General features: G+C 59.8%; 20 protein-coding genes and 1 pseudogene. 9 read left to right on the top strand and 12 right to left on the bottom strand.

The window, feature by feature from the left end:
• The 7 genes and pseudogenes from RTS12_RS03425 to RTS12_RS03395 form a co-directional block, all read right to left on the bottom strand.
• A pseudogene (locus tag RTS12_RS03425) lies at positions 1-538 on the bottom strand (cytochrome c1); the annotation flags it as partial.
• 12 nt (positions 539-550) lie between these two features.
• Positions 551-1,873: a cytochrome b gene (gene petB, locus RTS12_RS03420; RefSeq protein ID WP_312525505.1), complete on the bottom strand. Its 1,323-nt coding sequence runs from the start codon at positions 1,871-1,873 to the stop codon at positions 551-553.
• A gap of 10 nt (positions 1,874-1,883) precedes the next feature.
• Positions 1,884-2,456 carry a ubiquinol-cytochrome c reductase iron-sulfur subunit gene (gene petA, locus RTS12_RS03415; protein ID WP_312525503.1) on the bottom strand — a complete coding sequence of 191 codons (573 nt, stop codon included), beginning with the start codon at positions 2,454-2,456 and terminating at the stop codon, positions 1,884-1,886.
• A 346-nt stretch (positions 2,457-2,802) separates the two neighbouring features.
• Entirely contained in the window at positions 2,803-3,591 is a 789-nt protein-coding gene (gene radC, locus RTS12_RS03410) for a RadC family protein (RefSeq protein ID WP_312525501.1), read from the bottom strand.
• A 97-nt stretch (positions 3,592-3,688) separates the two neighbouring features.
• On the bottom strand, positions 3,689-4,852 hold the full coding sequence (dnaJ, locus tag RTS12_RS03405) for a molecular chaperone DnaJ (RefSeq protein ID WP_312525499.1): 1,164 nt from the start codon (positions 4,850-4,852) through the stop codon (positions 3,689-3,691).
• A gap of 80 nt (positions 4,853-4,932) precedes the next feature.
• Positions 4,933-6,852, bottom strand: coding sequence for a molecular chaperone DnaK (dnaK, locus tag RTS12_RS03400; RefSeq protein ID WP_312525497.1), 1,920 nt, complete (start codon positions 6,850-6,852; stop codon positions 4,933-4,935).
• A 293-nt stretch (positions 6,853-7,145) separates the two neighbouring features.
• Positions 7,146-7,967 (bottom strand): ABC transporter, encoded by an 822-nt coding sequence (locus tag RTS12_RS03395; protein WP_312525495.1) that lies wholly within the window; start codon positions 7,965-7,967, stop codon positions 7,146-7,148.
• A gap of 127 nt (positions 7,968-8,094) precedes the next feature.
• On the opposite strand from RTS12_RS03395, the gene cysQ reads away from it, so the two are divergent.
• The 9 genes from cysQ to RTS12_RS03350 all read left to right on the top strand — a co-directional run bounded on the left by cysQ (position 8,095) and on the right by RTS12_RS03350 (position 18,368).
• Positions 8,095-8,892: a 3'(2'),5'-bisphosphate nucleotidase CysQ gene (gene cysQ, locus RTS12_RS03390; RefSeq protein WP_312525493.1), complete on the top strand. Its 798-nt coding sequence runs from the start codon at positions 8,095-8,097 to the stop codon at positions 8,890-8,892.
• 3 nt (positions 8,893-8,895) lie between these two features.
• Positions 8,896-9,696 (top strand): manno-octulosonate cytidylyltransferase, encoded by an 801-nt coding sequence (locus RTS12_RS03385; RefSeq protein WP_312525491.1) that lies wholly within the window; start codon positions 8,896-8,898, stop codon positions 9,694-9,696.
• Entirely contained in the window at positions 9,693-10,997 is a 1,305-nt protein-coding gene (locus RTS12_RS03380; RefSeq protein WP_312525489.1) for a glycosyltransferase, read from the top strand. Before RTS12_RS03385 ends, RTS12_RS03380 begins: the two co-directional genes overlap by 4 nt.
• A 137-nt stretch (positions 10,998-11,134) precedes the next feature.
• Positions 11,135-12,025: a UTP--glucose-1-phosphate uridylyltransferase gene (locus tag RTS12_RS03375; RefSeq protein ID WP_312525488.1), complete on the top strand. Its 891-nt coding sequence runs from the start codon at positions 11,135-11,137 to the stop codon at positions 12,023-12,025.
• Between the two features lie 12 nt (positions 12,026-12,037).
• Positions 12,038-13,033 (top strand): UDP-glucose 4-epimerase GalE, encoded by a 996-nt coding sequence (galE, locus tag RTS12_RS03370; protein ID WP_312525486.1) that lies wholly within the window; start codon positions 12,038-12,040, stop codon positions 13,031-13,033.
• Positions 13,023-14,252 (top strand): glycosyltransferase family 1 protein, encoded by a 1,230-nt coding sequence (locus tag RTS12_RS03365; RefSeq protein WP_312525484.1) that lies wholly within the window; start codon positions 13,023-13,025, stop codon positions 14,250-14,252. Before galE ends, RTS12_RS03365 begins: the two co-directional genes overlap by 11 nt.
• 77 nt (positions 14,253-14,329) lie before the next feature.
• Positions 14,330-15,307 (top strand): glycosyltransferase family 2 protein, encoded by a 978-nt coding sequence (locus tag RTS12_RS03360; protein WP_409455661.1) that lies wholly within the window; start codon positions 14,330-14,332, stop codon positions 15,305-15,307.
• Between the two features lie 2 nt (positions 15,308-15,309).
• Positions 15,310-16,983 carry a beta-1,6-N-acetylglucosaminyltransferase gene (locus RTS12_RS03355; RefSeq protein WP_409455660.1) on the top strand — a complete coding sequence of 558 codons (1,674 nt, stop codon included), beginning with the start codon at positions 15,310-15,312 and terminating at the stop codon, positions 16,981-16,983.
• The gene (locus RTS12_RS03350) at positions 16,980-18,368 is read left to right on the top strand and encodes a hypothetical protein (protein ID WP_312525478.1); all 1,389 of its coding nucleotides are present in this window, start codon (positions 16,980-16,982) and stop codon (positions 18,366-18,368) included. The genes RTS12_RS03355 and RTS12_RS03350 overlap by 4 nt, the downstream gene beginning before the upstream one ends.
• Before the next feature lie 51 nt (positions 18,369-18,419).
• Here the strand turns inward: RTS12_RS03350 and RTS12_RS03345 are convergent, their stop codons facing one another.
• The 5 genes from RTS12_RS03345 to RTS12_RS03325 all read right to left on the bottom strand — a co-directional run bounded on the left by RTS12_RS03345 (position 18,420) and on the right by RTS12_RS03325 (position 22,514).
• Positions 18,420-19,340 (bottom strand): DMT family transporter, encoded by a 921-nt coding sequence (locus RTS12_RS03345; protein WP_312525476.1) that lies wholly within the window; start codon positions 19,338-19,340, stop codon positions 18,420-18,422.
• Positions 19,337-20,383, bottom strand: coding sequence for a tRNA epoxyqueuosine(34) reductase QueG (gene queG / locus RTS12_RS03340; protein WP_312525474.1), 1,047 nt, complete (start codon positions 20,381-20,383; stop codon positions 19,337-19,339). Before queG ends, RTS12_RS03345 begins: the two co-directional genes overlap by 4 nt.
• Positions 20,364-21,053 (bottom strand): glutathione S-transferase family protein, encoded by a 690-nt coding sequence (locus RTS12_RS03335; RefSeq protein WP_312525472.1) that lies wholly within the window; start codon positions 21,051-21,053, stop codon positions 20,364-20,366. The genes queG and RTS12_RS03335 overlap by 20 nt, the downstream gene beginning before the upstream one ends.
• Before the next feature lie 106 nt (positions 21,054-21,159).
• A complete protein-coding gene (gene mtgA / locus RTS12_RS03330; RefSeq protein WP_312525470.1) occupies positions 21,160-21,885 on the bottom strand; it encodes a monofunctional biosynthetic peptidoglycan transglycosylase in 726 nt (241 codons plus the stop codon).
• Positions 21,886-21,959: 74 nt separating this feature from the next.
• Entirely contained in the window at positions 21,960-22,514 is a 555-nt protein-coding gene (locus RTS12_RS03325) for a DUF1269 domain-containing protein (protein WP_312525468.1), read from the bottom strand.
• Between the last annotated feature and the right edge of the window lie 108 nt (positions 22,515-22,622).

Genomic DNA, 22,622 nt, shown 5'->3' with positions numbered 1-22,622 from the left:
GGGCTGCTTCGGTTGCTGCTGCAGCGGGTGCCTCTGCAGCCGGGGCTGCTTCGGTTGCTGCTGCAGCGGGTGCCTCTGCAGCCGGGGCTGCTTCGGTTGCTGCTGCAGCGGGTGCCTCTGCAGCCGGGGCTGCTTCGGTCGCTGCTTCTGCGGGTGCCTCTGCAGCCGGGGCTGCTTCGGTTGCTGCTTCGGCGGGTGCCTCTGCAGCCGGGGCCGCTTCGGTTGCTGCTGCAGCGGGTGCCTCTGCAGCCGGGGCTGCTTCGGTCGCTACTTCGGCGGGTGCCTCTGCAGCCGGGGCTGCTTCGGTTGCTGCTGCAGCGGGTGCCTCTCCAGCCGGGGCTGCCTCGGTCGCTGCGGCCTCGGGGGCCGCGGCTTCGGGGGCTGCAGCGGCAGGCGTCGAGGCCTGGCCGCTGTGATAGCTCGAACCTGCAGGTGCGGTCGTGCCAGCTGCTGTGCTGTTGTCCTGGGCCATTGCCCCGCCAGCCAAAGCAACGGACAGGGCCGCAACCGCCGTGAGCGAAACATTTCTCATGGTCATTGTCGCCTCTCCTTACTCGGCAGGATGGGTTTTGGCGCCGTAATGCGCGTCGAAATCTTCTTCGATCGTCTGCGGCATCGGCAGCGGTTTCTCAACCACGCCCAAGATCGGCAGAATGACGAGGAAGTAAGCGAACCAATAGGTCGCGCCAGCCAGCGAGATATAGGGGTAGATGCCTTCGGTCGGCATCGCGCCCACCCAGGTCAGAACCACGAAATCCACGACCAGCAGCCAGAACCACCACTTGAATTGCGGGCGGAAACGGCCCGAACGCACGCGCGACGTATCCAGCCACGGCACCAGTGCCAGCACGATGATCGCGCCAAACATCGCCAGAACGCCGAAGAATTTGGCGTCGATGATGCGGAACGAAGCCCAGTTGACCAGCTGAACCAGCCAGACATCCGAGGTAAAGGCGCGCAAGATCGCATAGAAGGGCAAGAAGTACCATTCCGGCACGATATGTGCAGGCGTCGCCAGCGGGTTCGCCTCGATATAGTTATCGGGGTGGCCAAGATAGTTTGGCATGAAGCCGACGATGGCAAAGAAGACGACCAGAACGATCGCAAGGCCGACAAGGTCCTTGATCACGAAATAGGGCCAGAAGGGCAGGGTGTCTTTCTGTGCTTCTTCCTTCGAGGTGCGACGCACTTCGATACCGGTCGGGTTGTTGTTGCCCGTGGTGTGGAAGGCCCAGATGTGAACGATGACCAGAGCCGCGATCACAAAAGGCAGCAGATAATGCAGCGAGAAGAAGCGGTTCAGCGTCGCGTTATCAACAGCAGGACCGCCCAGAAGCCAGGTCTGGATCGATTCGCCGATGCCCGGGATCGCGCCAAACAGGCCGGTGATCACGGTCGCGCCCCAGAAGGACATTTGGCCCCAGGGCAGAACATAGCCCATGAATGCCGTTGCCATCATCAGCAGGTAGATCACCATGCCGACGATCCAGGTGATTTCGCGCGGTGCCTTATAGCTACCGTAGTAGAGGCCGCGGAAAATATGGATGTAGACTGCTGCAAAGAACAGCGAAGCGCCGTTTGCATGCAGGTAGCGCAGCATATAGCCGCCATTCACGTCGCGCATGATATGCTCGACCGACGAGAAGGCCAGGCTGACATGCGGGGTGTAATGCATGACCAGCACGATGCCGGTAACAATCTGCAAAGCAAGGCAGAATGCCAGCACAATGCCCCAGATCCACCACCAGTTCAGGTTCTTGGGGGTCGGGATCATCAGGGTGTCGTAGAGCAGGCCGACGATCGGAAGGCGGCGGTTCAGCCAGCGCTCAGCGCCGGTTTTCGGCTCGTAATGGTCGTGGGGGATTCCAGCCATAGCGCTCTCCTCAGCCCAGCTTGATGGTGGTGTCGGTGACGAATTCCGCGACCGGAATATGCAGGTTCTGCGGTGCAGGACCCTTCCGAATGCGGCCGGCAGTATCGTAGTGCGATCCGTGGCAAGGGCAGAACCAGCCACCGAAGTCGCCGGCGCCATTCCCGATCGGGACGCAGCCGAGATGGGTACAAACGCCGATCATGACCAGCCATTCGCCTGCTTCATCAAGGGTGCGGTTCTGGTCAGTCGCGGGCTCGCCCGGTTTATTGGCATTCTCGGCATCGGCATCGATCAACTGATTCAGTTGAACCTCGCGACCAGCTTTGATCTCTTCCTCGGTCCGGCGACGAATAAACACGGGCTTGCCCAACCATTTCACGGTCAGTTGGGTGCCGCTTTCGACACCGCTGACATCGACTTGGATCGAGCTGAGCGCCTGCACGTCGGCCGAGGGATTCATTTGGTTGATCAGGGTCCAGGCGGCCGCACCGGCCGCAACTGTACCGGCACCGGCCGTCGCGTAGTAAAGAAAATCTCTCCGGGTGGCGCCGTGATCGCCTGCGTGTTCGTCTGCGTGGGACACGATCAGATCTCCAATTCTGCCCCCCTGGGGCTAAGCGGCTATACGACAGTGGGCCGCGCGTGACGCAGCCCTCGCGGGGCGGTTGTAGCGATCAAAATTGTGTCAGTCCAGCCGCGCTTGGCCCCACGATTGGCTGTATTCCGATGAGGTGTGGGATTTTCGCTGCGCCTTGAGGAGGCGGCTAGCGCTATCATAGCGCATTTTCCCGTCATGGCTGTGGGGCGGCAGGATCGAGCTACCAGAGCGGGGGTTGCAAAAGCCTATCGTGGCGACTCGGGGTAAAATGGTCGGAAAAAGGGGGGGCTTTCGCACGGATCGGCTGTTTCGAGCGATTTCGCGTCTGTGACTAAAGCAAACCTTCGCTGCGAAAGCTGATTTCACGTGATTTCCCGATAATCAGATGATCATGCACGACCAGTCCCATGACATCGGCGGCGGTGACGATGCGACGGGTCATCATGATATCAGCCTCTGACGGGGTCGGATCACCCGAGGGGTGGTTATGGACCAGGATCAGTGCGCTGGCATGGACATCCAAAGCACGGCGCATGATCTCGCGCGGATAGACCGGCACGTGATCGACAGTGCCGCGTGCCTGTTCCTCGTCAAGGATAAGAATGTTTTTACGGTCCAGATAAAGCACCCGGAACTGTTCGATTTCGGAATGGGCCATGGTCGTGTGGCAATAATCGATCAAGGCATCCCAACCGCTAAGCGCGGGGCGGTTGATCACGCGCGAACGCGCCAGTCGTTGGGCCGCAGCCTCGATCAGTTTCAGCTCGAGAACGACTGCAGGGCCGGTGCCCGATACCTCGGACAGCCGTGCCGGGCTTGCCGAAATGACACGATTGAAATCGCCAAAGCTATCGATCAGCCGACGTGCTAGGGGCTTTACATCTTGGCGGGGAATGGCGCGAAACAGCACCAGCTCAAGGATTTCGTAATCTGGCATTGCCGCTGCGCCACCCGTCATAAAGCGCTCGCGCAGGCGGCTGCGGTGATCCGCCAGATAGCTGGGCAATTTGGGGCCAGATGCAGGCGTGTTGACGGCTGCCGGGCATTCATCACTGTCGCGTGGCGGCGCGGCCGAGAAAAGCGGCAGCGGACGTTCGGAAAAGGCGCGATTCGTTGTCATGGCTTCAAGGCTGCACCCAACCGGTAAAGATGGGGTTAAAGCCCGACAGCTGCCCAAGGGTCGGTAAAGAAAAGGCCCGGCATGTGCCGGGCCTGTCTTAGCCTTTCATTTCGTCCCAGAAGCCCTTGATCTTCTGGAAGAAACCAGAGGTTTGTGGGTTGTTGTCGGCCTGAATGCCGTCGAATTCCCGCAACAGCTCTTTTTGGCGTGCCGTCAAGTTGACGGGCGTCTCGACCGTCAGCTCGATCAACATGTCACCATGTTCGCCTTGCATTCCGGCCCCGTGACGCAGGGGCGGCATGCCCTTGCCACGCAGGCGCAATTGCTTGCCCGACTGCGTGCCCGCCGGAACCTTTACGCGCGAACGACCCCCATCAATCGTGGGCACCTCGATCTCGCCGCCAAGGGCTGCGGTGCTGATGCTGACCGGGACCTGGCAGGCCAAGATACGACCATCGCGCACAAAGATCGGATGCTCGCGCACCTCGATGAAGATATAAAGATCGCCCGAGGGGCCGCCGCGCATACCCGCTTCGCCCTCACCGGCAAGACGGATGCGCGTTCCGGTTTCCACGCCCGCAGGAATGTTCACCGAAAGGCTGCGCTCTTTCTCGATGCGGCCGGCGCCTTGGCATTCAGCGCAAGGATTTTTGATGATCTGGCCCTGACCATTACAGGTCGGGCAGGTGCGTTCGACCGTGAAAAAGCCCTGGCTTGCCCGGACCTTGCCCATGCCTGAACAGGTCGGGCAGGTGGCCGGGTCAACCGCGCCTTCGGCACCGGTGCCCTGACAGCCGCCACAGGCAACCGAGGTCGGCACAGTGATCGCTTTTTGCGTGCCATTATAGGCATCTTCCAGCGAGACCCGCAGGTTATAGCGCAGATCCTGGCCACGGCTGGCACGCGGGCGTCCGCCCTGTGCGCCGCCACGACCGCCCATGAAATCGCCAAAGAGGTCTTCGAAAACATCTGCGAAAGCCGAGCCGAAATCGCCGCCCTGTGGGCCCCCGCGCGCGCCAAATCCGCCCATGCCGCCTTCAAAGGCCGCATGGCCAAAGCGGTCATATGCAGCTTTGCGCTGTCCGTCCTTCAGGCATTCATAAGCTTCGTTGACATCTTTGAACGCCGCCTCAGAGGTCTTGCAATCCCGGTTACGGTCAGGATGAAGCTCTTTCGCTTTGGCGCGGTAAGCTTTCTTGATCTCGTCCGGGGACGCGCCTTTCGAGACGCCAAGAACGTCATAATAATCACGTTTAGACATGTGGTATTCGTCCCGGGCCTTTTATGACTGGACCGGCCCGCGCGGGTTTGCGACGGGCCGGCCTATCAGGTTACGCGCGATTAGTTGCGCTTCTTGTCTTCGCCGAGATCTTCGAAATCGGCGTCAACAATATCATCGTTCACATCGCGCGGCTCATCGTCACGCTCAGCAGAGGCATTTCCAGCCTCAGCTTCGCTGGCTTTGTAGATGGCTTCGCCAAGTTTCATCGATGCATCCATCAGGTTCTGGATTGCACCTTTGATCTTGCCGGCATCTTCGGTCTTGACCGCATCTTCCAATGCGCCGATGGCAAGCTCGATGACCTCGACGGTCGAGCCGTCAACCTTGTCACCATGCTCATCCAGCGACTTCTTGGTCGAATGGATCAGGCTTTCAGCCTGGTTCTTGGCTTCGACCAGCTCTTTGCGGGCTTTGTCGGCCTCGGCATTGGCCTCTGCGTCTTTGACCATCTGCTCGATATCGGCATCCGACAGACCGCCAGAAGCTTGGATCGTGATGTTTTGCGACTTGCCCGTGCCTTTGTCTTTGGCCGAAACCGAGACGATGCCGTTGGCGTCGATGTCAAAGGTCACCTCGATCTGGGGCAGACCGCGCGGAGCCGGCGGAATGTCTTCGAGGTTGAACTGACCCAGCATCTTGTTGTCGGCAGCCATCTCGCGCTCACCCTGGAAAACCCGGATGGTCACGGCGTTCTGATTGTCCTCGGCGGTCGAGAACACTTGGCTTTTCTTGGTCGGGATCGTCGTGTTGCGATCGATCAGGCGGGTAAAGACACCACCCAGCGTTTCAATGCCCAAGGACAGCGGGGTCACGTCCAGCAGCACAACGTCTTTGACATCGCCCTGCAAAACGCCAGCCTGAACCGCCGCGCCAAGCGCCACGACTTCGTCCGGGTTCACGCCTTTATGCGGCTCTTTGCCAAAGTAAGCGGTCACTTCTTCGATGACTTTGGGCATACGGGTCATACCGCCGACAAGGACAACCTCATCGATATCGGCTTTCGACATGCCTGCGTCTTTCAGTGCCTCTTGCAGCGGCTTGATCGTGCGCTTGATCAGATCGGCAACCAGGCTTTCCAGCTTGGCACGGGTCAGTTTCATGACCATGTGCAGCGGCGTGCCAGTGTTTTTGTCCATCGAGATGAACGGCTGGTTGATTTCGGTCTGCGATGCCGAGGACAGTTCGATTTTGGCTTTTTCAGCAGCTTCCTTGAGGCGCTGAAGGGCCATTTTGTCCTTGGTCAGATCAACGCCATGCTCTTTTTTGAACTCATCGGCCAGATACTGGACAATGCGCATGTCGAAGTCTTCGCCACCCAAGAAGGTGTCGCCGTTGGTCGATTTCACCTCGAACAGACCATCGTCGATTTCGAGGATGGTGATATCAAAGGTACCGCCGCCAAGGTCATAGACCGCGATGGTTTTCGATTCTTTCTTGTCCAGACCATAAGCAAGTGCTGCTGCGGTCGGCTCGTTGATGATGCGCAGAACCTCAAGACCGGCAATCTTGCCCGCGTCTTTGGTGGCCTGACGCTGCGCGTCGTTGAAGTAAGCCGGAACCGTGATGACGGCCTGCTCGACTTTTTCGCCCAGGTAGCTTTCTGCGGTTTCCTTCATCTTCTGAAGGATCATCGCGCTGACCTGTGCGGGCGAGTATTTCTCGCCATGGACTTCGACCCATGCGTCGCCATTGCCGCCATCAACGATAGCGTAGGGCACAAGGTTCTTGTCCTTCAGCACTTCGGGGTCGGTCACGCGGCGGCCGATCAGGCGCTTGACGGCGAAAACGGTGTTCGACGGGTTGGTGACGGCCTGACGTTTGGCGGCCTGACCCACAAGACGCTCAGAGTCGGTAAAGCCGACGATCGAGGGCGTGGTGCGCGCACCTTCGGAGTTTTCGATTACCTTGGGCTGGCTGCCGTCCATGATGGCGACGCAGCTGTTGGTGGTGCCAAGGTCGATGCCGATGACTTTAGACATTCAATTTCCTCTCTTACGGCGATGTTGCGGCCGCTGAATCCATTCCGGCCTTCAGCCGCCTATCCCTAAATTTGCCGGGCGGAGTTTAATCCGGGACCGGTTTCACGTCTCTATATAGGGAGGGGAAACGGGGCTGCAAGCGGCTGGTGCATAGTGATTTGCCCAATTATGTTCCGCCCGTTTTCTTTGTCTGCTGCGGGGTGCGCCGCCCCATGCGCTAAGCCATGGCCCGCCCCAAGCGGCCGGGCGGGTGATCCAGCGGCGCACATCTCGCATAGCCGCCCCGCCTCGGGCTAGCGCCCCGAGTTCCAGCTCAACGAGACCGCATTGCGGGTCACAAATTCCGCCATCAACCCGATCATCATCATCGCAAGCGTCATATAGATCGCATAGCTGAGCGAGCTGTTATGCGGTGTGTAATTGATAAAGGCATAGCCACGCACCTGATCGATCATGTGAAACAGCGGGTTCCAGGCGAACATGTGCAACATGAATGTCGGTAAAGTATTGGCCACAAACATTTTGCCCGAGGCGATCATATTGATGCGTTGGTAAAGCTGGGTGACGACCTTGCCGCCCTGGGGCCACCACATGCGCACGCATAGAAACAAAAGCCCGATACAGATGCCATAGAACCAGGCCAGCAGCACCATGGCATAGCAGGAGATCGGATCCTCAAGCGTGACGGGCGCGAAAAGGGCGTTATATCCCGCAAGGATCACGAAAATCGCGAAAGTCTGGCGATAAAGAACAGCCAGCGCCGCCCCGCAGATCATCACGGCGGTATTCATCGGGCCGTGTTTGACCATCGCATCGACCGAACTACCCGCACCCGATACCGCGCCAGCGGTCTGCGAATGGACCATGAAGAGGAAAATCCCCGACATGATATAGATAATAAAGTCGCCGCGAATGGGAGAGTGTTTGACCCCGATGATCATATACATGCCCAGGAAACCCATGACGAACAGCATGGATTGCAGCACTGTCATCACCAGCCCGATGACCGCGTTGCGGTGTTCCTTGCGCAGGTCATAGACTGTGACGTGATAAATCAGGGCCAGCGTCGTGAACGCGGCCTCTAGCAGGTTTCGATTTCGCCGTGCGGTGAACATGTGCTGCGCCCAGTGTCCCTTCGGGTGCCCGGCGCTTGCCGAAAGCAGTTCCTCGGACCATAAGTGACATGAAACGCGGGTTCAATCTGGTGTGGGCGATTATGCCTGCGGCAGGAAAGGAAAATGAATGCAATTTGAACCGATGGTTGCCGAATTCCGGCGTCTTGCCCTGCTGGCAGGCGAAAAGATCATGCAGATCTACGGCGCAGAAGATTTCGACGTACGCGCAAAATCCGATTCCTCTCCGGTCACCGAGGCAGATGAGGCCGCCGATGCGCTGATCTCTGCCGGTTTGCGTGCTGCATTTCCCGATATTCCGCTGGTAACCGAAGAGCAGGCCGCGACCCATGGTCAAAATGTCAGCACTTTCCTGATCGTTGACCCGCTGGACGGGACCAAGGAATTCGTGCAGCGCCGTGGCGATTTCACGGTCAATATCGCTTATGTCCGTGATGGCATCCCGGTTCTGGGCGTGGTTTATGCCCCGGCCAAGGGGCGCCTGTTCTATACTTTGGCCGATGGTGGCGCCGTCGAAGAGGTTGGCCCCTTTGGTCCGACCCCGGGGCAGACCCACCCGATTGGCGTGAACACAACGCCCGACAATCGCGCGCTGATGGTGGTGGCTTCGAAATCCCATCGCGATGCCGCGACTGACGACTATATCGGGCGCTATGGCGTCAAGGACATGACCTCGGCCGGATCGTCGCTGAAGTTCTGTCTGGTCGCGACGGGCGAGGCGGATCTTTACCCCCGTCTGGGCCGGACCATGGAATGGGATACGGCAGCGGGCGATGCGGTCTTGCGCGGGGCGGGCGGCAAGGTCGTGCGTTTCGATGATCACACGCCTTTGCTTTATGGCAAGCCGGGCTTTGAAAATCCGTTTTTCATTGCCTTCACCCCGGGTGTCTTGCTGGTGAAGGGCTAAGTCATGTCGGTCGTGATTGTCATTCCAGCGCGCTATCAATCCTCGCGCTATCCGGGCAAGCCCTTGGTCGAGCTGAAAGGCGCCTCGGGGCAGGCCCTTAGCCTGATCCGTCGCAGCTGGCAGGCGGCCAAGTCGGTCTCGGGCATTGACCGGGTTCTGGTCGCGACCGATGACGCGCGCATTCGCGATCATGCCGAGGCATTTGGCGCCGAGGTCGTGATGACCTCGCCCGAGGCACGCAATGGCACCGAGCGTTGCGCCGAAGCCATCAGCAATCTGGGCATCAACCCCGAGATTGTGGTGAACCTGCAGGGCGACGCCCCTTTGACGCCTGCCTGGTTCGTCGAGGATCTGGTCCAGGGCTTGCGAGGCGATGCTTCGGCCGACCTGGCCACGCCCGTGCTGCGCTGCAACGGTCAGATGCGCGCCGATCTGATTGCGGATCGCACGGCTGGGCGGGTTGGCGGCACGACGGCAGTCTTTGGCCATGACATGCGCGGGATGTATTTCTCGAAAGAGGTGATCCCCTTTGCAGCGGGCGATTTTGCTGCCGATGCGCCAACGCCGGTTTTTCACCATGTCGGCGTCTATGCTTATCGTCCCGCTGCATTGGCAGAATATCCGGGCTGGGGCGAGGGCCGCACCGAGGTTCTTGAAGGGCTAGAGCAGCTGCGTTTTCTGGAACGGGGCCGTAAGGTGCTTTGCGTCGAGGTCGAAGCTCGCGGCCGCGAGTTTTGGGAGCTGAACAACCCCTCGGATGTCGCCAAAATCGAAGAGATGATGCTGCGTATGGGGGCGGATTGACCGATAGCGGGGCATCTGCCCAAGGCGCGGGCCCGATTTCGTTAAGCATTATCGTCGTGTCGCGCCTGCGCCGCGGCCATCTGGGCTTTTGCCTGATGGCCCTGGCCGCCCAACGGCGTGCCCGAACGGAAATCATTCTTGTTACAGATCCGGCCTCGCTGGATCTGCGTCCTGACCTGGCGATCAAGCGCGTTCCCTTTGACGAGGCCAATATTTCGGCGGCGCGGAACGCCGGCATCGCCGTCGCATCCGGCGAGGTCATCGCTTTCATCGATGATGACGCGCTGGCCCTGCCGGGCTGGGCCGAGAGGATTTCAGCACCATTCAGCGATCCACAGGTCATCGCCGCAACGGGCTATACCCGGGGTCCAGACGGCTTTGGCTGGCAGGCGCGGGCCGAGCGTATCACGGCGGCGGGCACGACTATCCCGGTCGAGGGTGTGGCGACCGGGCTGAATTCGGACACGGGCATTTATAAATGCCCCGCAAAAGACGGCGCTCCGGTCAGCACGATTGGCACCAATTGTGCCTTTCGCAGCGCCTCGTTGCGCCAGATCGGCGGCTTTGATCCGGCCTTTCGCTATCATCTGGATGAAAGCGACGTGAATATGCGTCTTGCGCAGCATTTTCCCGATGGACTGACCGCGATCGTGCCGCAGGCCGAAGTGATCCACGGCGCAGCGGCAGGCCCGGTTCGCGCGCAGTCGGGTGTGCCATCTGATCTGACGCAGGTTGGTCGCTCGGCCGCGATCTTTGCCAGACGCCACGGCAATCCCGCTTTGCTTGCGGATGCCACGGCGGGGCTGATTGTATCTCAGCGCAAGCGATTGTTGCGGCTGATGGTGTCGGGGCGACTTGACCCGTTTCGGGTCGGGCCTTTGCTGGCGGGGCTCAAGCGCGGCATTGATCAGGGTCTTGAAACGGATCTGCCCGATCCGCCATCTGAGCCCATCGCACCCAGCCAGTCCCCGCTGTTGGCCTGGCTAGACCCGAAAGCGGCGGGACCGGACGATCAACCGCATTGCTATTTGTCGGGATGGCATTGGCAGGCTGCCCGCCTGCGTCGTCAGGCGGCACAGGCGGTGGCCGAGGGGCGAATCACCTATTTGGCGCTTTGGACCCCCTCGCGCTTGCCTGCACGGCTGAAACTGGCCGAGGGTGGCTGGTGGGAGCAAAAATCCGGCGTTTTTAACGATTTAAAGCATCGACATATTGGGTCGGAGCAGGCCAATCTGGCTGGCACTCGGCGATGGAATATGCCTATTCATGCGGCATTCTGCCGAAAAGATATTGCGGATTAACTTTGACCTGATTTTCAGACAGATCAGGAATATGTACAGATACGATAACTCTTCACTGACATGACGTAATGTTCAGTGATAAAGCACGAAAAAATTAACTCTATTGCAGTCAGGCGATAGGGCGCAGGAGTGAGATTATGACGCGTAAGGTCACCAAGGCTATTTTCCCGGTCGCAGGGCTGGGCACTCGTTTTCTGCCGGCAACGAAAAGTATCCCGAAAGAAATTATGACTTTGGTTGACCGCCCGCTGATCCAATATGCGATCGACGAGGCCCGCGCCGCTGGCATCACTGAATTCATCTTCGTGACCTCGCGCGGCAAGGGTGCGCTGGAAGATTATTTCGACCACGCCCACGAGCTGGAATCCAACCTCAAGAAAGCTGGCAAGACCGATCTGCTGGAGACCCTGCGCTCGACCAATATGGAATCGGGCGCGATTGCCTATATCCGCCAGCACAAGGCGCTGGGGTTGGGTCATGCCGTCTGGTGCGCGCGTCGCCTTGTCGCCGACGAGCCTTTTGCCGTGATCCTGACCGATGACGTGATCATGGGCGAGCCGCCCTGCCTGCAGCAAATGATCGAAGCCTATAATGAGACCGGCGGTAGCATGGTTGCGACCATGGAAGTGGCTCTTGAAAAGACCAAATCCTATGGCGTTCTCGACATCGCCGAAGATATGGGCGCTATCGTGCGCGCCAAAGGCATGGTTGAAAAGCCGCAGTCAAACCCGCCCTCGAACCTTGCTGTGATCGGCCGCTATATCCTTGCGCCCACCGTGATGCAGAACCTGAACAAGCTGCGTCAGGGCTCGGGTGGTGAAATCCAGCTGACCGACGCAATCGCTGACGAGATTGAAGAGGGGCGCGATGTCTTTGGCCTGCGCTTCCGTGGCCAGCGTTTCGATTGCGGCTCGAAGGCGGGCTTCTTGCAGGCGACGGTGGCCTTTGGTCTGGCGCGCGATGAGCTGAAAGACGAGTTCGGTGATTACCTGAACGATCTGGCTGCGATCCGCAAAGCGGCAGAGTAAGGGTTTCGACACATGGCAGACCGGGTTTTGGTCACGGGTGGCGCGGGCTATATCGGCTCGCACGCTTGTAAAGCATTGAAAGCGGCGGGCTTTGAGCCCGTCACTTATGATAACCTATGCACAGGCTGGCAGGATGCGGTCAAATTCGGCCCGTTCGAGCAGGGCGATCTAAGTGATCGCGCACGACTGGACGAAGTTTTGGCCAAGCATCGCCCCGTTGCCGTGATGCATTTCGCCGCGCTTAGCCAGGTTGGCGAAGCCATGCGCGAGCCGGGCAAATACTGGCGCGGCAACGTCTCGGCCTCGCTGGTGCTGATCGAGGCCGTGATCGCGGCAGGGATCCGCGATTTCGTCTTTTCCTCGACCTGCGCGACTTATGGCGATCATGATGGCGTTGTGCTGGATGAAAATACGGCCCAGACGCCCTTGAACGCCTATGGTGCCTCTAAGCGCGCCATCGAGGATATGCTCAAGGATTTCGGTGCCTCGGATGGCCTGCGTTCGGTGGTGTTTCGCTACTTCAACGTTGCGGGCGCTGATCCCGAGGGCGAGGTTGGCGAATTCCATCAGCCCGAAACCCATCTGATCCCGCTTATTCTTGACGCAGTTGACGGCAAGCGCGGCGAGTTGACGATTTTCGGCACGGATTACCCGACGCCCGATGGCACATGTATCCGCGACTATGTCCATGTCATGGATCTGGTCGATGCGCATGTCCTTGGGCTGAAGCATTTGCAGGCTGGAAAAGTCGGACCGGGCATCGAAGTGTTCTGCCTTGGCACGGGCAATGGCTTTTCCGTGCGCGAGGTCATTAACCAATCTCATCACGTCACCAACCGTCCGGTGCCGATCGTCGAGGGTCCGCGCCGCGCGGGCGATGCGGTCAAGCTGGTCTCGGGAAGTGAAAAGGCGATGACGCTGCTGGGTTGGGATCCGCGTCGTTCAACCATGGATCAAATGGTGACCGATGCATGGCGCTGGCACCAGAATGGTGGATATGAGCGCTGAGCGCGGGTTCCTGCTGGATGTCTCGCGCCTCGTCTCACGCCTAGGCGGAGGTCCCCTGACGGGGATCGACCGCGTTGAACTTGAATGGCTTTTGCACCTTCAGTCGCGTCCGCATCTGCTGTTATGCCGGGTTGCGGGCGGGCAGGCGCTTTTGCCTGCCGAAGCCGGCGCCGACATTCTGCGTTGGAGCGCGGGTGAGCTTGGCGATCTGCCCCAGCCCGGCCTTTTGGCGCGACTGACTGGCAAAGTGTCGCTGGCTGATCGCGCCGCCCAACAGCTTCGCAGTCGTGCGATCGCTTTCACGCGCGGGCGCGTCGAGCGGCTGGGCCAGATCGCGCAGGCCCGTCTGGGGCAGGGGGCAGCCTATCTGAACCTTGGCCACTCGAATTGGCGCAATGAGGTCTTTGCCGGTCTGTCGGCCTTACAAAGGGTCGTGTTGATCCATGACGTGATCCCGCTGGATTACCCCGAATTTACCCGGAGCGGCCAAAGCCAGAAATTCCGGGATCGCTTTTTGCAGGCGGCGGGATTGTCGGATCTGATTGTGACGATTTCACAAGCCAGCGCAGTTCAGATCAAGCTGTGGCGCAAGCGTTTGGCCATCCATCGCCGCGTGCCGGTTGTCGTTGCACCGATCGGGACCAGCCTAAGCGCAGCCGACCCCTCGCAAATCCCCGCGGGTCTCGCGCTGGATCGGCCCTTTTTCATCAGCCTTGGCACCATCGAGCCGCGCAAGAACCATGCTGTGCTGTTGGATGCTTGGGCGATCATGGCCCGACAAAGACCAGCCGCCGATCTGCCACAATTGTTCATCATTGGCCGGCGCGGCTGGGAAAACCACGACACTTTTGCACGGCTGGACAATCTCGCGCCATCGGATCCCATCCACGAGCTTTCGGGGCTGAAGGATGGGGCAGTCGCTGCATTGATGATGCAAAGCCAGGCGCTTTTGATGCCAAGCCGCGCCGAAGGCTTTGGTCTGCCGCTGACCGAGGCCGCGGCACGTGGTATCCCGGTTCTGGCAACTCCACTTCCCTCTACCCAAGAGCTGCTGGCAGAGGGGGCCGAGTATCTGGACCCCGACGATGCGGCGGCTTGGGCCAAGGCGATCTTGCGCCTTGCCGATGCACCCCCCAGACGTTTGCCGCCCTTGCAGGTTCCCGATTGGCCCGGCCACTTTGCCGTGGTCGAGGCCGCATTGCTGCAACGTCAGGTTTAGTCTATTCCTAAGCTCGGGAAGGGGCCGGTTTGTCGAAGATCATCAGGCAGTTGAAACGCAGAATCCGCTTGCGCACGATGCGGCAGTGGTTGCTGGCGCGCGCGATCAGGCGTCGGCGGCGGTTGCGGGTTTTGTCGGATCAAACCGCCAAGATCAGGCGCGGCAATATTCTGCTTTTCGTAACCTTGCGAAATGAACGGGTCCGGCTGCCGTATTTTCTGGAATATTACCGGAAAATGGGGGTTCAGCACTTCTTTGTGGTGGACAACAACTCGGATGATGGCAGCCGGGATTTCATGCTGGCACAGCCGGATGTGTCGCTGTGGCTGACCACCGCCAGCTACAAAGAATCGCGCTTTGGCATGGATTGGCTGAATTGGCTGCTGCGCCGTTATGGCGCGGGGCATTGGTGCCTGACTGTCGATCCCGATGAGTTTCTGGTCTATCCCCATTGCGACACCCGTCCGCTGCGCGCCTTGACCGATTGGCTGGACGCCTCGGCCATCCGTTCATTTTCATCGATGCTGCTGGATATGTATCCGCGCGGGCCGATTGCCGCGCAGCCCTATAAAGAAGGGCAAGATCCTTTTGAGATCGCGCGTTGGTTCGATCCGGCCAATTATGCGATCCGCAAGAATAACGAATTCGGCAATCTGTGGATTCAGGGCGGTCCGCGCGCGCGGGTGTTTTTCCCCGATGAGCCGGAAAAGGGTCCGGCGCTGAACAAGATCCCGCTTGTGCGCTGGGAAAAGTCTTATGCCTATGCCAGCTCGACCCACATGCTTTTGCCAAGGTCGCTGAACCTGGTTTACGATGAACATGGTGGCGAAAAGGCCTCGGGGTGCTTGCTGCACGCCAAGTTCCTGTCCACTTTCGTCGAAAAATCCGCCGAAGAGCTGGATCGCGGGCAGCACTATGCCAATAGTCAGGAATATCGCGCCTATCAGTCGGGCCTGCAGGAGGATGTCGATCTGTGGTGCGACTATTCGCGGGAATTGCATGATTGGCGCCAGTTGGAAGATCTGGGGCTGATCTCGAAAGGGAATTGGGCATGAGCATGCGCGTCAGGATGGGCGTGGTGATCTTGTGTCACGACGAACTGCATCTGGCCGCCCGAATGGTGCGGATCTGGGCTGACGGCGGTGCGGCGGTTGCGGTGCATATCGACGCGCGCGCCCCCGAGGTCGATGTCCAGAAAATGCACTCTGACCTTGCCGATCTGCCGGATGTGGTCTTTTGCCGCCGCAGGCCCTGTGAATGGGGCATGTTCGAGCTGGTCGAGGCAACTCAGGACGCCGCCAGCCTGCTGCTGGAGCGCTTTGACGATGTCACCCATGTCATGCTGGTTTCGGGGTCTTGTCTGCCGCTGCGTCCGGTGGCGGATCTGGTGGCCTTTCTGTCTCGCCATCCCAAACGTGATTTCATCGAAAGCGTTACCGCCGAAGATGTCGGCTGGACTGTGGGCGGGTTGAACGAAGAGCGTTTCACCCTGCGCTTTCCTTTTTCGTTTCGCCGAAAACGGCTGCTGTTTGACAAATATGTGGCACTTCAGCGCAAGCTAAAGCTGCACCGCAAGATCCCCGACGGGCTGGTCCCGCACCTTGGATCGCAATGGTGGTGCCTGACCCGAGAGACGATTTCCGCCATTCTGGAGGACCCGCGCCGGGCCGAATTTGACCGCTATTTTTCCAAGGTCTGGGTGCCCGATGAAAGCTATTTCCAGACCTTGGCACGTCGCCATTCGGTGCGGATCGAAAGCCGTTCGCTGACGCTGGCCAAATTCGACGGGCAGGGAAAGCCCTATATCTTTTATGACGACCATCGACAGATGCTTGAGGAATCGGGCTGTTTTGTCGCGCGCAAGATCTGGCCACGTGCAAGCGGGCTTTACGCCTATTTCCCGCGCCCGGTGATGGTCTGGCCCTCGGCTGCTGAGCCCCAGCCCGCACGTTTGGGCCGGCTGATCAACCGCGCGGTGTCGCGGCGAGACCTTGGGCGGGCGGGCCTTTACATGCAAAGCCGCTATCCGCTGAAAGATCGTGAAAACGGTAAAACCAGCGCCGCCTATGGCGTGCTGCACGGCTTTACCGATCTTTATCCGGATTTCGAAAGATGGCTTGGCAAACGTCTTGATGCGGATGTGCATGGCCATATCCTGGCCGAGGATCGCGTCGAATTCGCTGATCGCGCTACGGTTGGGCCGGGGGCCTTGGCCGATAGCGCAGCAATGCGCGATCTGGATCCGCGCGGCTTTTTGGCCAATCTGATCCGGGTCTCGCACCGGATGCAGGTATTTCAGCACAGCCCCCGCGACCGCGTCGAGCTGAACTGGTTCATGGCCACCGATCCCAATGCCCGTATTTTTGTGATTACGGGCGCTTGGGCGGTGCCGCTTTTGACCTCGGGGATGCCCTTCGACAATATCCGCCGCATCGCCGCGGTTTTGCAGCGCACCGAAGTCGAGCAGATCGCCACATTGCAATCGGTCTGGCTAAAGGCGCGCGTGCAGACCTGGGATCTGGCCGATTTTACCGCCCGCCCCGTTGGCGCGCTGCAATCGGTGCTGCAAGCTTTGGGCGGCGATCCCGCCCTTGTCGGCGCGCCACCTGCCGCGCGAGATCTGACCGGGATCGGACGTTTTTTCCAGCGCCTGCGCAATGCTGGCCTGCGACCACAGATGATGGGCGATTTCCCTGTCGATGAACCCAAAGAAAAGAACCAGCTTCAGTGACACAGAATCAGACTTTCAAGCGCTTTGTCATCTTCGCGGAAATGCGTACGGGCTCGAACTTCCTGGAAGCGACGCTGAACGGCATCCGTCGCGTCACCTGCTTTGGCGAGGCCTTTAACCCCTATATGATGGGCTGGCCCGACAAGACCGAGCTGCGCGGTGTCACCCAGGCCGAGCGTGACGAGAACCCCAAGCGCTTGCTGGATGCGCTTTTTGCGATCCCTGATCACCTGCCGGGTTTTCGTTATTTCCACGATCACGATCCGCGGGTTTTCGATTTGATCATGCAAGATCGCGAATGCGCGAAAATCATTCTTTCTCGCAATGTGCTGGATAGCTATGTCTCGACCGAGCTGGCGCGTACGACCAATCAGTGGAAGCTGAACGAGACCGAAACCCCAATTCCGGCCGCAATCCACTTTGATCGCGCAGAATTCACCCGTGTTCACGGCAAGATCAGCGAGTTTCAGCAGAAAATCCAAAGCGGCTTGCAGCGCACCGGTCAGACGGCTTTCTGGCTGGGCTACAGCGATCTGCGCGATACTGGGGTTATGACGGGCCTGCTGCACTGGTTGGGGCGCACTGATCTGGAGAAGGTCGAACTGGCCAAGGATCAGGTGCCGCAAAATCCGAGAGCCTTGTCGGAAAAAGTCACCAACTTTGCGCAGATGCAGCGCGATCTGGCCCGGATGGACCCCTTTGCCCTACATGAGGTCCCCAATTTCGAGCCCCGGCGCGGCGCCAATCTTGGCAATGTCATCGCCTGCGAGGCGGGGGCGGGTGTGCTTTATCTGCCGATGTCCAGCGGCCCGACGCGAACAGTCACCGACTGGCTTGCCGCGCGCGGCGCGCTATCGCGTGACTTTGCCCATCAGCCCTTGCGCAAATGGAAAATCGCCCATCCCGGTCACCGCAGCTTTACGGTTCTGCGCCACCCTCTGCATCGCGCCTGGGCGGTTTTCACCGAGGTTATTGAGGGCAATCGTGGAAAGCTGCGCCAGATCTTGCGTGACATCCATCGTGTGCCCTTGCCCGCCGAAGACGCATTGGCCGAGATGGATCAGGCGCTTTTGCTGCAATGTTTCGAAGCCTTCCTTGGCTTTTTACGCCGCAACCTGAACGGTCAGACCAGCTTTCCGGTCCAGCAATACTGGGCCTCGCAGGTGGATGTGCTGGCAGGAATGGGCAATTTCGTCAGCCCGGATTTCGTCTTGCGCGAGGACAGGCTGAACACCGGGCTGGGCTGGCTGGCGGCGGATGCCGGTCTGGGCACCGTGCCCGAATGTCCCGCCGAGGTTATGCCGGAATTTTTGGCTGATGAGGGGTTGGCCAAGATCGTGCGTCAGGTCTATGCGCGCGATTTCATGGCCTTCGGATTCACGTGAAGCGCGTGAGCCGGTGATCTGCCTTTGGGCATTTGGGCCCAAAGGCATCATTCACCCCTGTGGGGTCATGGCCTTGCGTTGGCGGGTCCGTTCAATGCCCAACTGTCGCTCGCGCAGAATGATTGCGATTCCGGCAGCGACCACAATGGCCGAGCCAAGCAGCATGGTCAGTGTCGGAACCTCGCCAAAATTCACATAGCCGATCAATAGCGCCAGGATGACCGAGGCATATTCAAAGGGTGCCACCACCGAGGCGGGTGCGAAACGGTAAGATGAGGTCAAAAGGATCTGCCCGACCCCGCCCAAAAGCCCGGTGGTGATCAGCAAAACCAGCGTCCAGCCCTGCGGCATGATCCAGCCAAAAGGCAGGGTGGTCAGCGACAGCAGCGCCGATGTGACCGAGAACCAAAAGACGATGACCGAGGTGCGCTCTTCCATCACCAGTTTGCGCACGAAAATCTGTGCCAGCGCGCTACAGGCCGCCCCGCTTAGGGCCAATACCGCGCCAAGCGTCTGGGCGGTGCTCAGCGCCTCGGCGCTGGCACTGAAGCGCGGCAACAGGACGATGACCACGCCGATCAGCCCGGTCAGCACGGCGATCAGGCGAAAGGCGCGTACATCTTCGCCCAGAAACATCGCGGCAAAGATGACCGTCAACAAAGGGGCGGCATAGCCAAGGGCAGTGACCTCGGGGAAGGGCAAAAGGCCAAGCGCCGCGAAGTTCAGCCCCATGGCCGTGGTGCCGATGAAGCCGCGATAGAAATGCTTGATCGGTCGTTGGGTGCGCAGGCCCGTGCTGACCTCGTGGCGCCAAAGCAGCCAGATCAGGATCACGGGAATGGCAAAGAAAGAACGGAAAAACACCTGCTCGCCGGGGGGCGTGACGTCGGCCGTCAATTTGATCAGCGCTGCCATGATCGTAAAGACCACGACGCTGCACAGCTTTAAAAGGATGCCGGTGCCTGGGTTCATTTCAAGCGGTCCAAAGCCCAACGGGCTGCATCCGCAACCGAAGGGTCCTCATCTGTGATAAGCCTTGCGGCATCGTCGCGCAATTCGGCGCGACCTGAATTGCCGATGGCATAAAGCACGTTTCTGACAAGTCGGTTCCGTCCGATCCGTTTGATCGGGCTGCCGGAAAATCGCTCGCGAAAGGTGGCGTCATCCAGACTTGCCAGATCGGCCAGATCCGGCGCGCGATGGGGGCCAAGATAACGCAGCTCGCTGGCCTCTTGGGCGAATTTATTCCAGGGGCATGCGGCCAGACAATCGTCGCAGCCATAGATTCGATTGCCCAGCAGGGGGCGCAAAGCCGGGTCGACTGGGCCTTTATGCTCGATCGTCAGGTAAGAGATGCAGCGCCGGGCATCCAGCTGATAGGGGCTGGGAAAGGCATTGGTTGGGCAGGCGTCAAGGCAGGCGCGGCAGTTGCCGCAATGGCTGACCTCGGCGGCGTCAATGGGCAGCTCGATGGTGGTAAAGATCGAGCCGAGAAAGAACCAGCTGCCCAGACGACGTGAAAGCAGATTGGTGTGTTTGCCCTGCCAGCCAAGCCCCGCCGCCTGCGCCAGCGGCTTTTCCATGACGGGGGCGGTGTCGACGAAAACCTTGATCGCCTCGCCCGGGGCCTGGTCCAGCAGCCAGCGACCAACCCGCTTTAAGCGTTTCTTCACAAGATCATGGTAGTCCTTGCCCTGAGCATAGACGCTGATCGCGCCTTTGTCGGGGATCTGCGTGACCGCCATGGGATCGTGAACGGGCGTATAAAGTTCGGCCAGCATGATCACAGATCTTGCCTCGGGCCAAAGGGCGGCGGGATTGGCGCGCCAATGGCTGCGCTCGGCCATCCACTCCATCTGGCCGTGGCGTTCTTCCTTGAGGAAGTGCTCAAGCCGCTCGGGCAGGGCGGGAACCGCGTCGGGGCGGCAGATGCCCATATCGGAAAAACCCTCGGCCAGCGCGGTCTGGGTCAGCCGCGCCTTGAGGGCTGCGGGATCAGAAGTCGAGTTCGGCATAATGCGGCGCAGGCGGCACGCCGGGCAGATGATCGGCCAGAAGGCTGCGGAAGGCCGGGCGCGACTTGATCGTCGCATACCATTCCTGCAGGGCGGCAGAGCGGTCCCAGTCGATGTCCGAGATGTAATCGAGGCAAGAGAAATGCGCCGCGGCCGTGAAATCGGCCAAAGACATCGTATTGCCCGCAAGCCAGCGCCGGGTTTCCAGCAGGCTGGTCATGTAGTCCATATGGTCCTTGATCGCCTTGAGGCCCGATTTGACCGCGCGGGAATCGGGATAACCGGCTTTCATGACCTTTTTCCAGACGCGCTCATACATGACCGGCTGGGTGGCTTCGGTGTTGAACTTATCGTCAAACCAAGCGCAAAGGCGACGAACCTCGTAGCGGTCAATGGGCGAGCTGGGCATCAGGGACGGCGTCGGCATGATCTCGTCCAGATATTCGCAGATTGCCTGGCTTTCGGCCATCAGGCGGCCATCCATGCGCAGGACCGGCAATTTTCCTGCGGGGTTACGGCGCAGCAGTTCGGAACCTGGTTCCCAATAGCGGTCTTCGACCAGCTCGATCTCGATCCGCTTTTCGGCCAGCACGAGGCGCACCTTTCGGCAGAAAGGCGACAGGGCGATGTGATAGAGGCGGATGGTCGAGGAGGGGGAAGGCGTGTTCATACGCGGACGGCTCGGGTCTTGTTGGCTTGCCTGGGGTGATACGACGCGCAGGCGCGCGTTTCAACTCTGTGCGGCCTCCGGCGGGGATATTTGGGCATGAAAGACGTCAATCGAGCCTGAGGCAGCTGTCGCGACCGTCGCGGGCGATTGTGGCCGCTCCATCCTGGATCGCGCGGGCGCGCCGTGAGCCGGGCTCGGGCTTGCGGGTCTTGGGCGAGGGCAGGATGGCGGCAAGGGCCGCAGACTGGCGCGCCGTGAGCTTGTCGGGGGTGGTTTTGTAATAGCGCTTGGCGGCGGCGTGGATGCCAAAGATGCCCGGTCCGAATTCCGCGACATTGAGATAGACCTCGATGATGCGGCGTTTGGACCAGAGCGCCTCGATCATCGGGGTATAGGCGGTTTCAAGCACTTTGCGTGGCCAGCTGCGACCCTGCCAGAGAAAGACATTCTTGGCCGTTTGCTGGCTAAGCGTCGAGGCGCCGCGCGATGAGCCCGCAGCAACCACCTTGCGGATCTCGTGCATGTCAAAGCCCCAATGGCTGCAGAAATTGGCGTCTTCGGCAGCGACGGTGGCGCGAATCATGGCAGGGGAGATCTCTCTGAGCGGGGTCCATTCATGCGGGGTCCCGGGGTAGGTCCGGCTTTCGCTGAGGATGGTCCAGGTCGTTGGCGGGTTGATGAAGGAAAAGATCAACACCAGCACGACCATCAGCGCCAGAAAGCGCAGCCCAAGCCAGCGCAACCAGCCACAGAGCCAAAAAAAGGCCCCTCGCAGCCAGTTCTGTCGGGGAGAGCTATCGTCGAGGTCCAGGATTTCGGGGCGTCGCGGCATGGGATGGCTCGTGTCATGCCCATGCCGCTTACGTCAAGTCTTGTCTGGCCTTTGGGTCAGAAAAACCGAAGTTATCAGCCAGCGGTGGTGCTGGGGGTGCTGGGTTCCTGAGGGGCTGACTGTACGGTTTCAGCCAGATTGCCACCGGCAAAGGCCTCGCGCAGGCGGGCCTCGTCGCTGTCCGATAGCGAGGTTTGCAGCACCCGGCCGCGCTTGTGGAAGGCATCGAGGCGGGCCAGCACTTTGTCGGCCGTCATCTTGCGCACCAAAATAAATACGGCCGAGCCGCCCGGAACGATTGCATGGCTGACATCGCGCATGAAATCATCATTGATGCCGATATCGGTGAAACGGCCAGCCAAGGCGCCGGAAGCTGCGCCCACCGCAGCGCCAATCAGCGGGTTCAGAAACAAAAGCCCGACGAGGGTGCCCCAGAAACCACCACCCAATGCGCCGGCTGCGGTCATGTTCATGGCCTGATGCAGTTTGATGTCATTTTCTGCACTGCGAGTGGCAACGACCACGTCTTCTAGCTCAAGAAGATATTCCTTTTGCATCTTTACCAGCTCGGCGCGCAGCTCGAATCCGGTGGCTTCATCCTCAAAGGCAACGACGATCAGGTCTGACATGGTTCAATCCTTTGCATATGCATATTGCAGCGCTAACGCGCTTGCGGCCCTGCCTGTTCCAAGGGGGCAGAGTGGCCACCAAGCGAATTTGTCACCAAAGAGCTGTGC

It is taken from the genome of Paracoccus sp. (in: a-proteobacteria), from assembly GCF_032007265.1.
In the GTDB taxonomy this organism is placed as follows: domain Bacteria; phylum Pseudomonadota; class Alphaproteobacteria; order Rhodobacterales; family Rhodobacteraceae; genus Paracoccus.
Note: the sequence above shows the minus strand (reverse complement) of the source record. Positions and strands in the feature narration are given on the sequence as shown.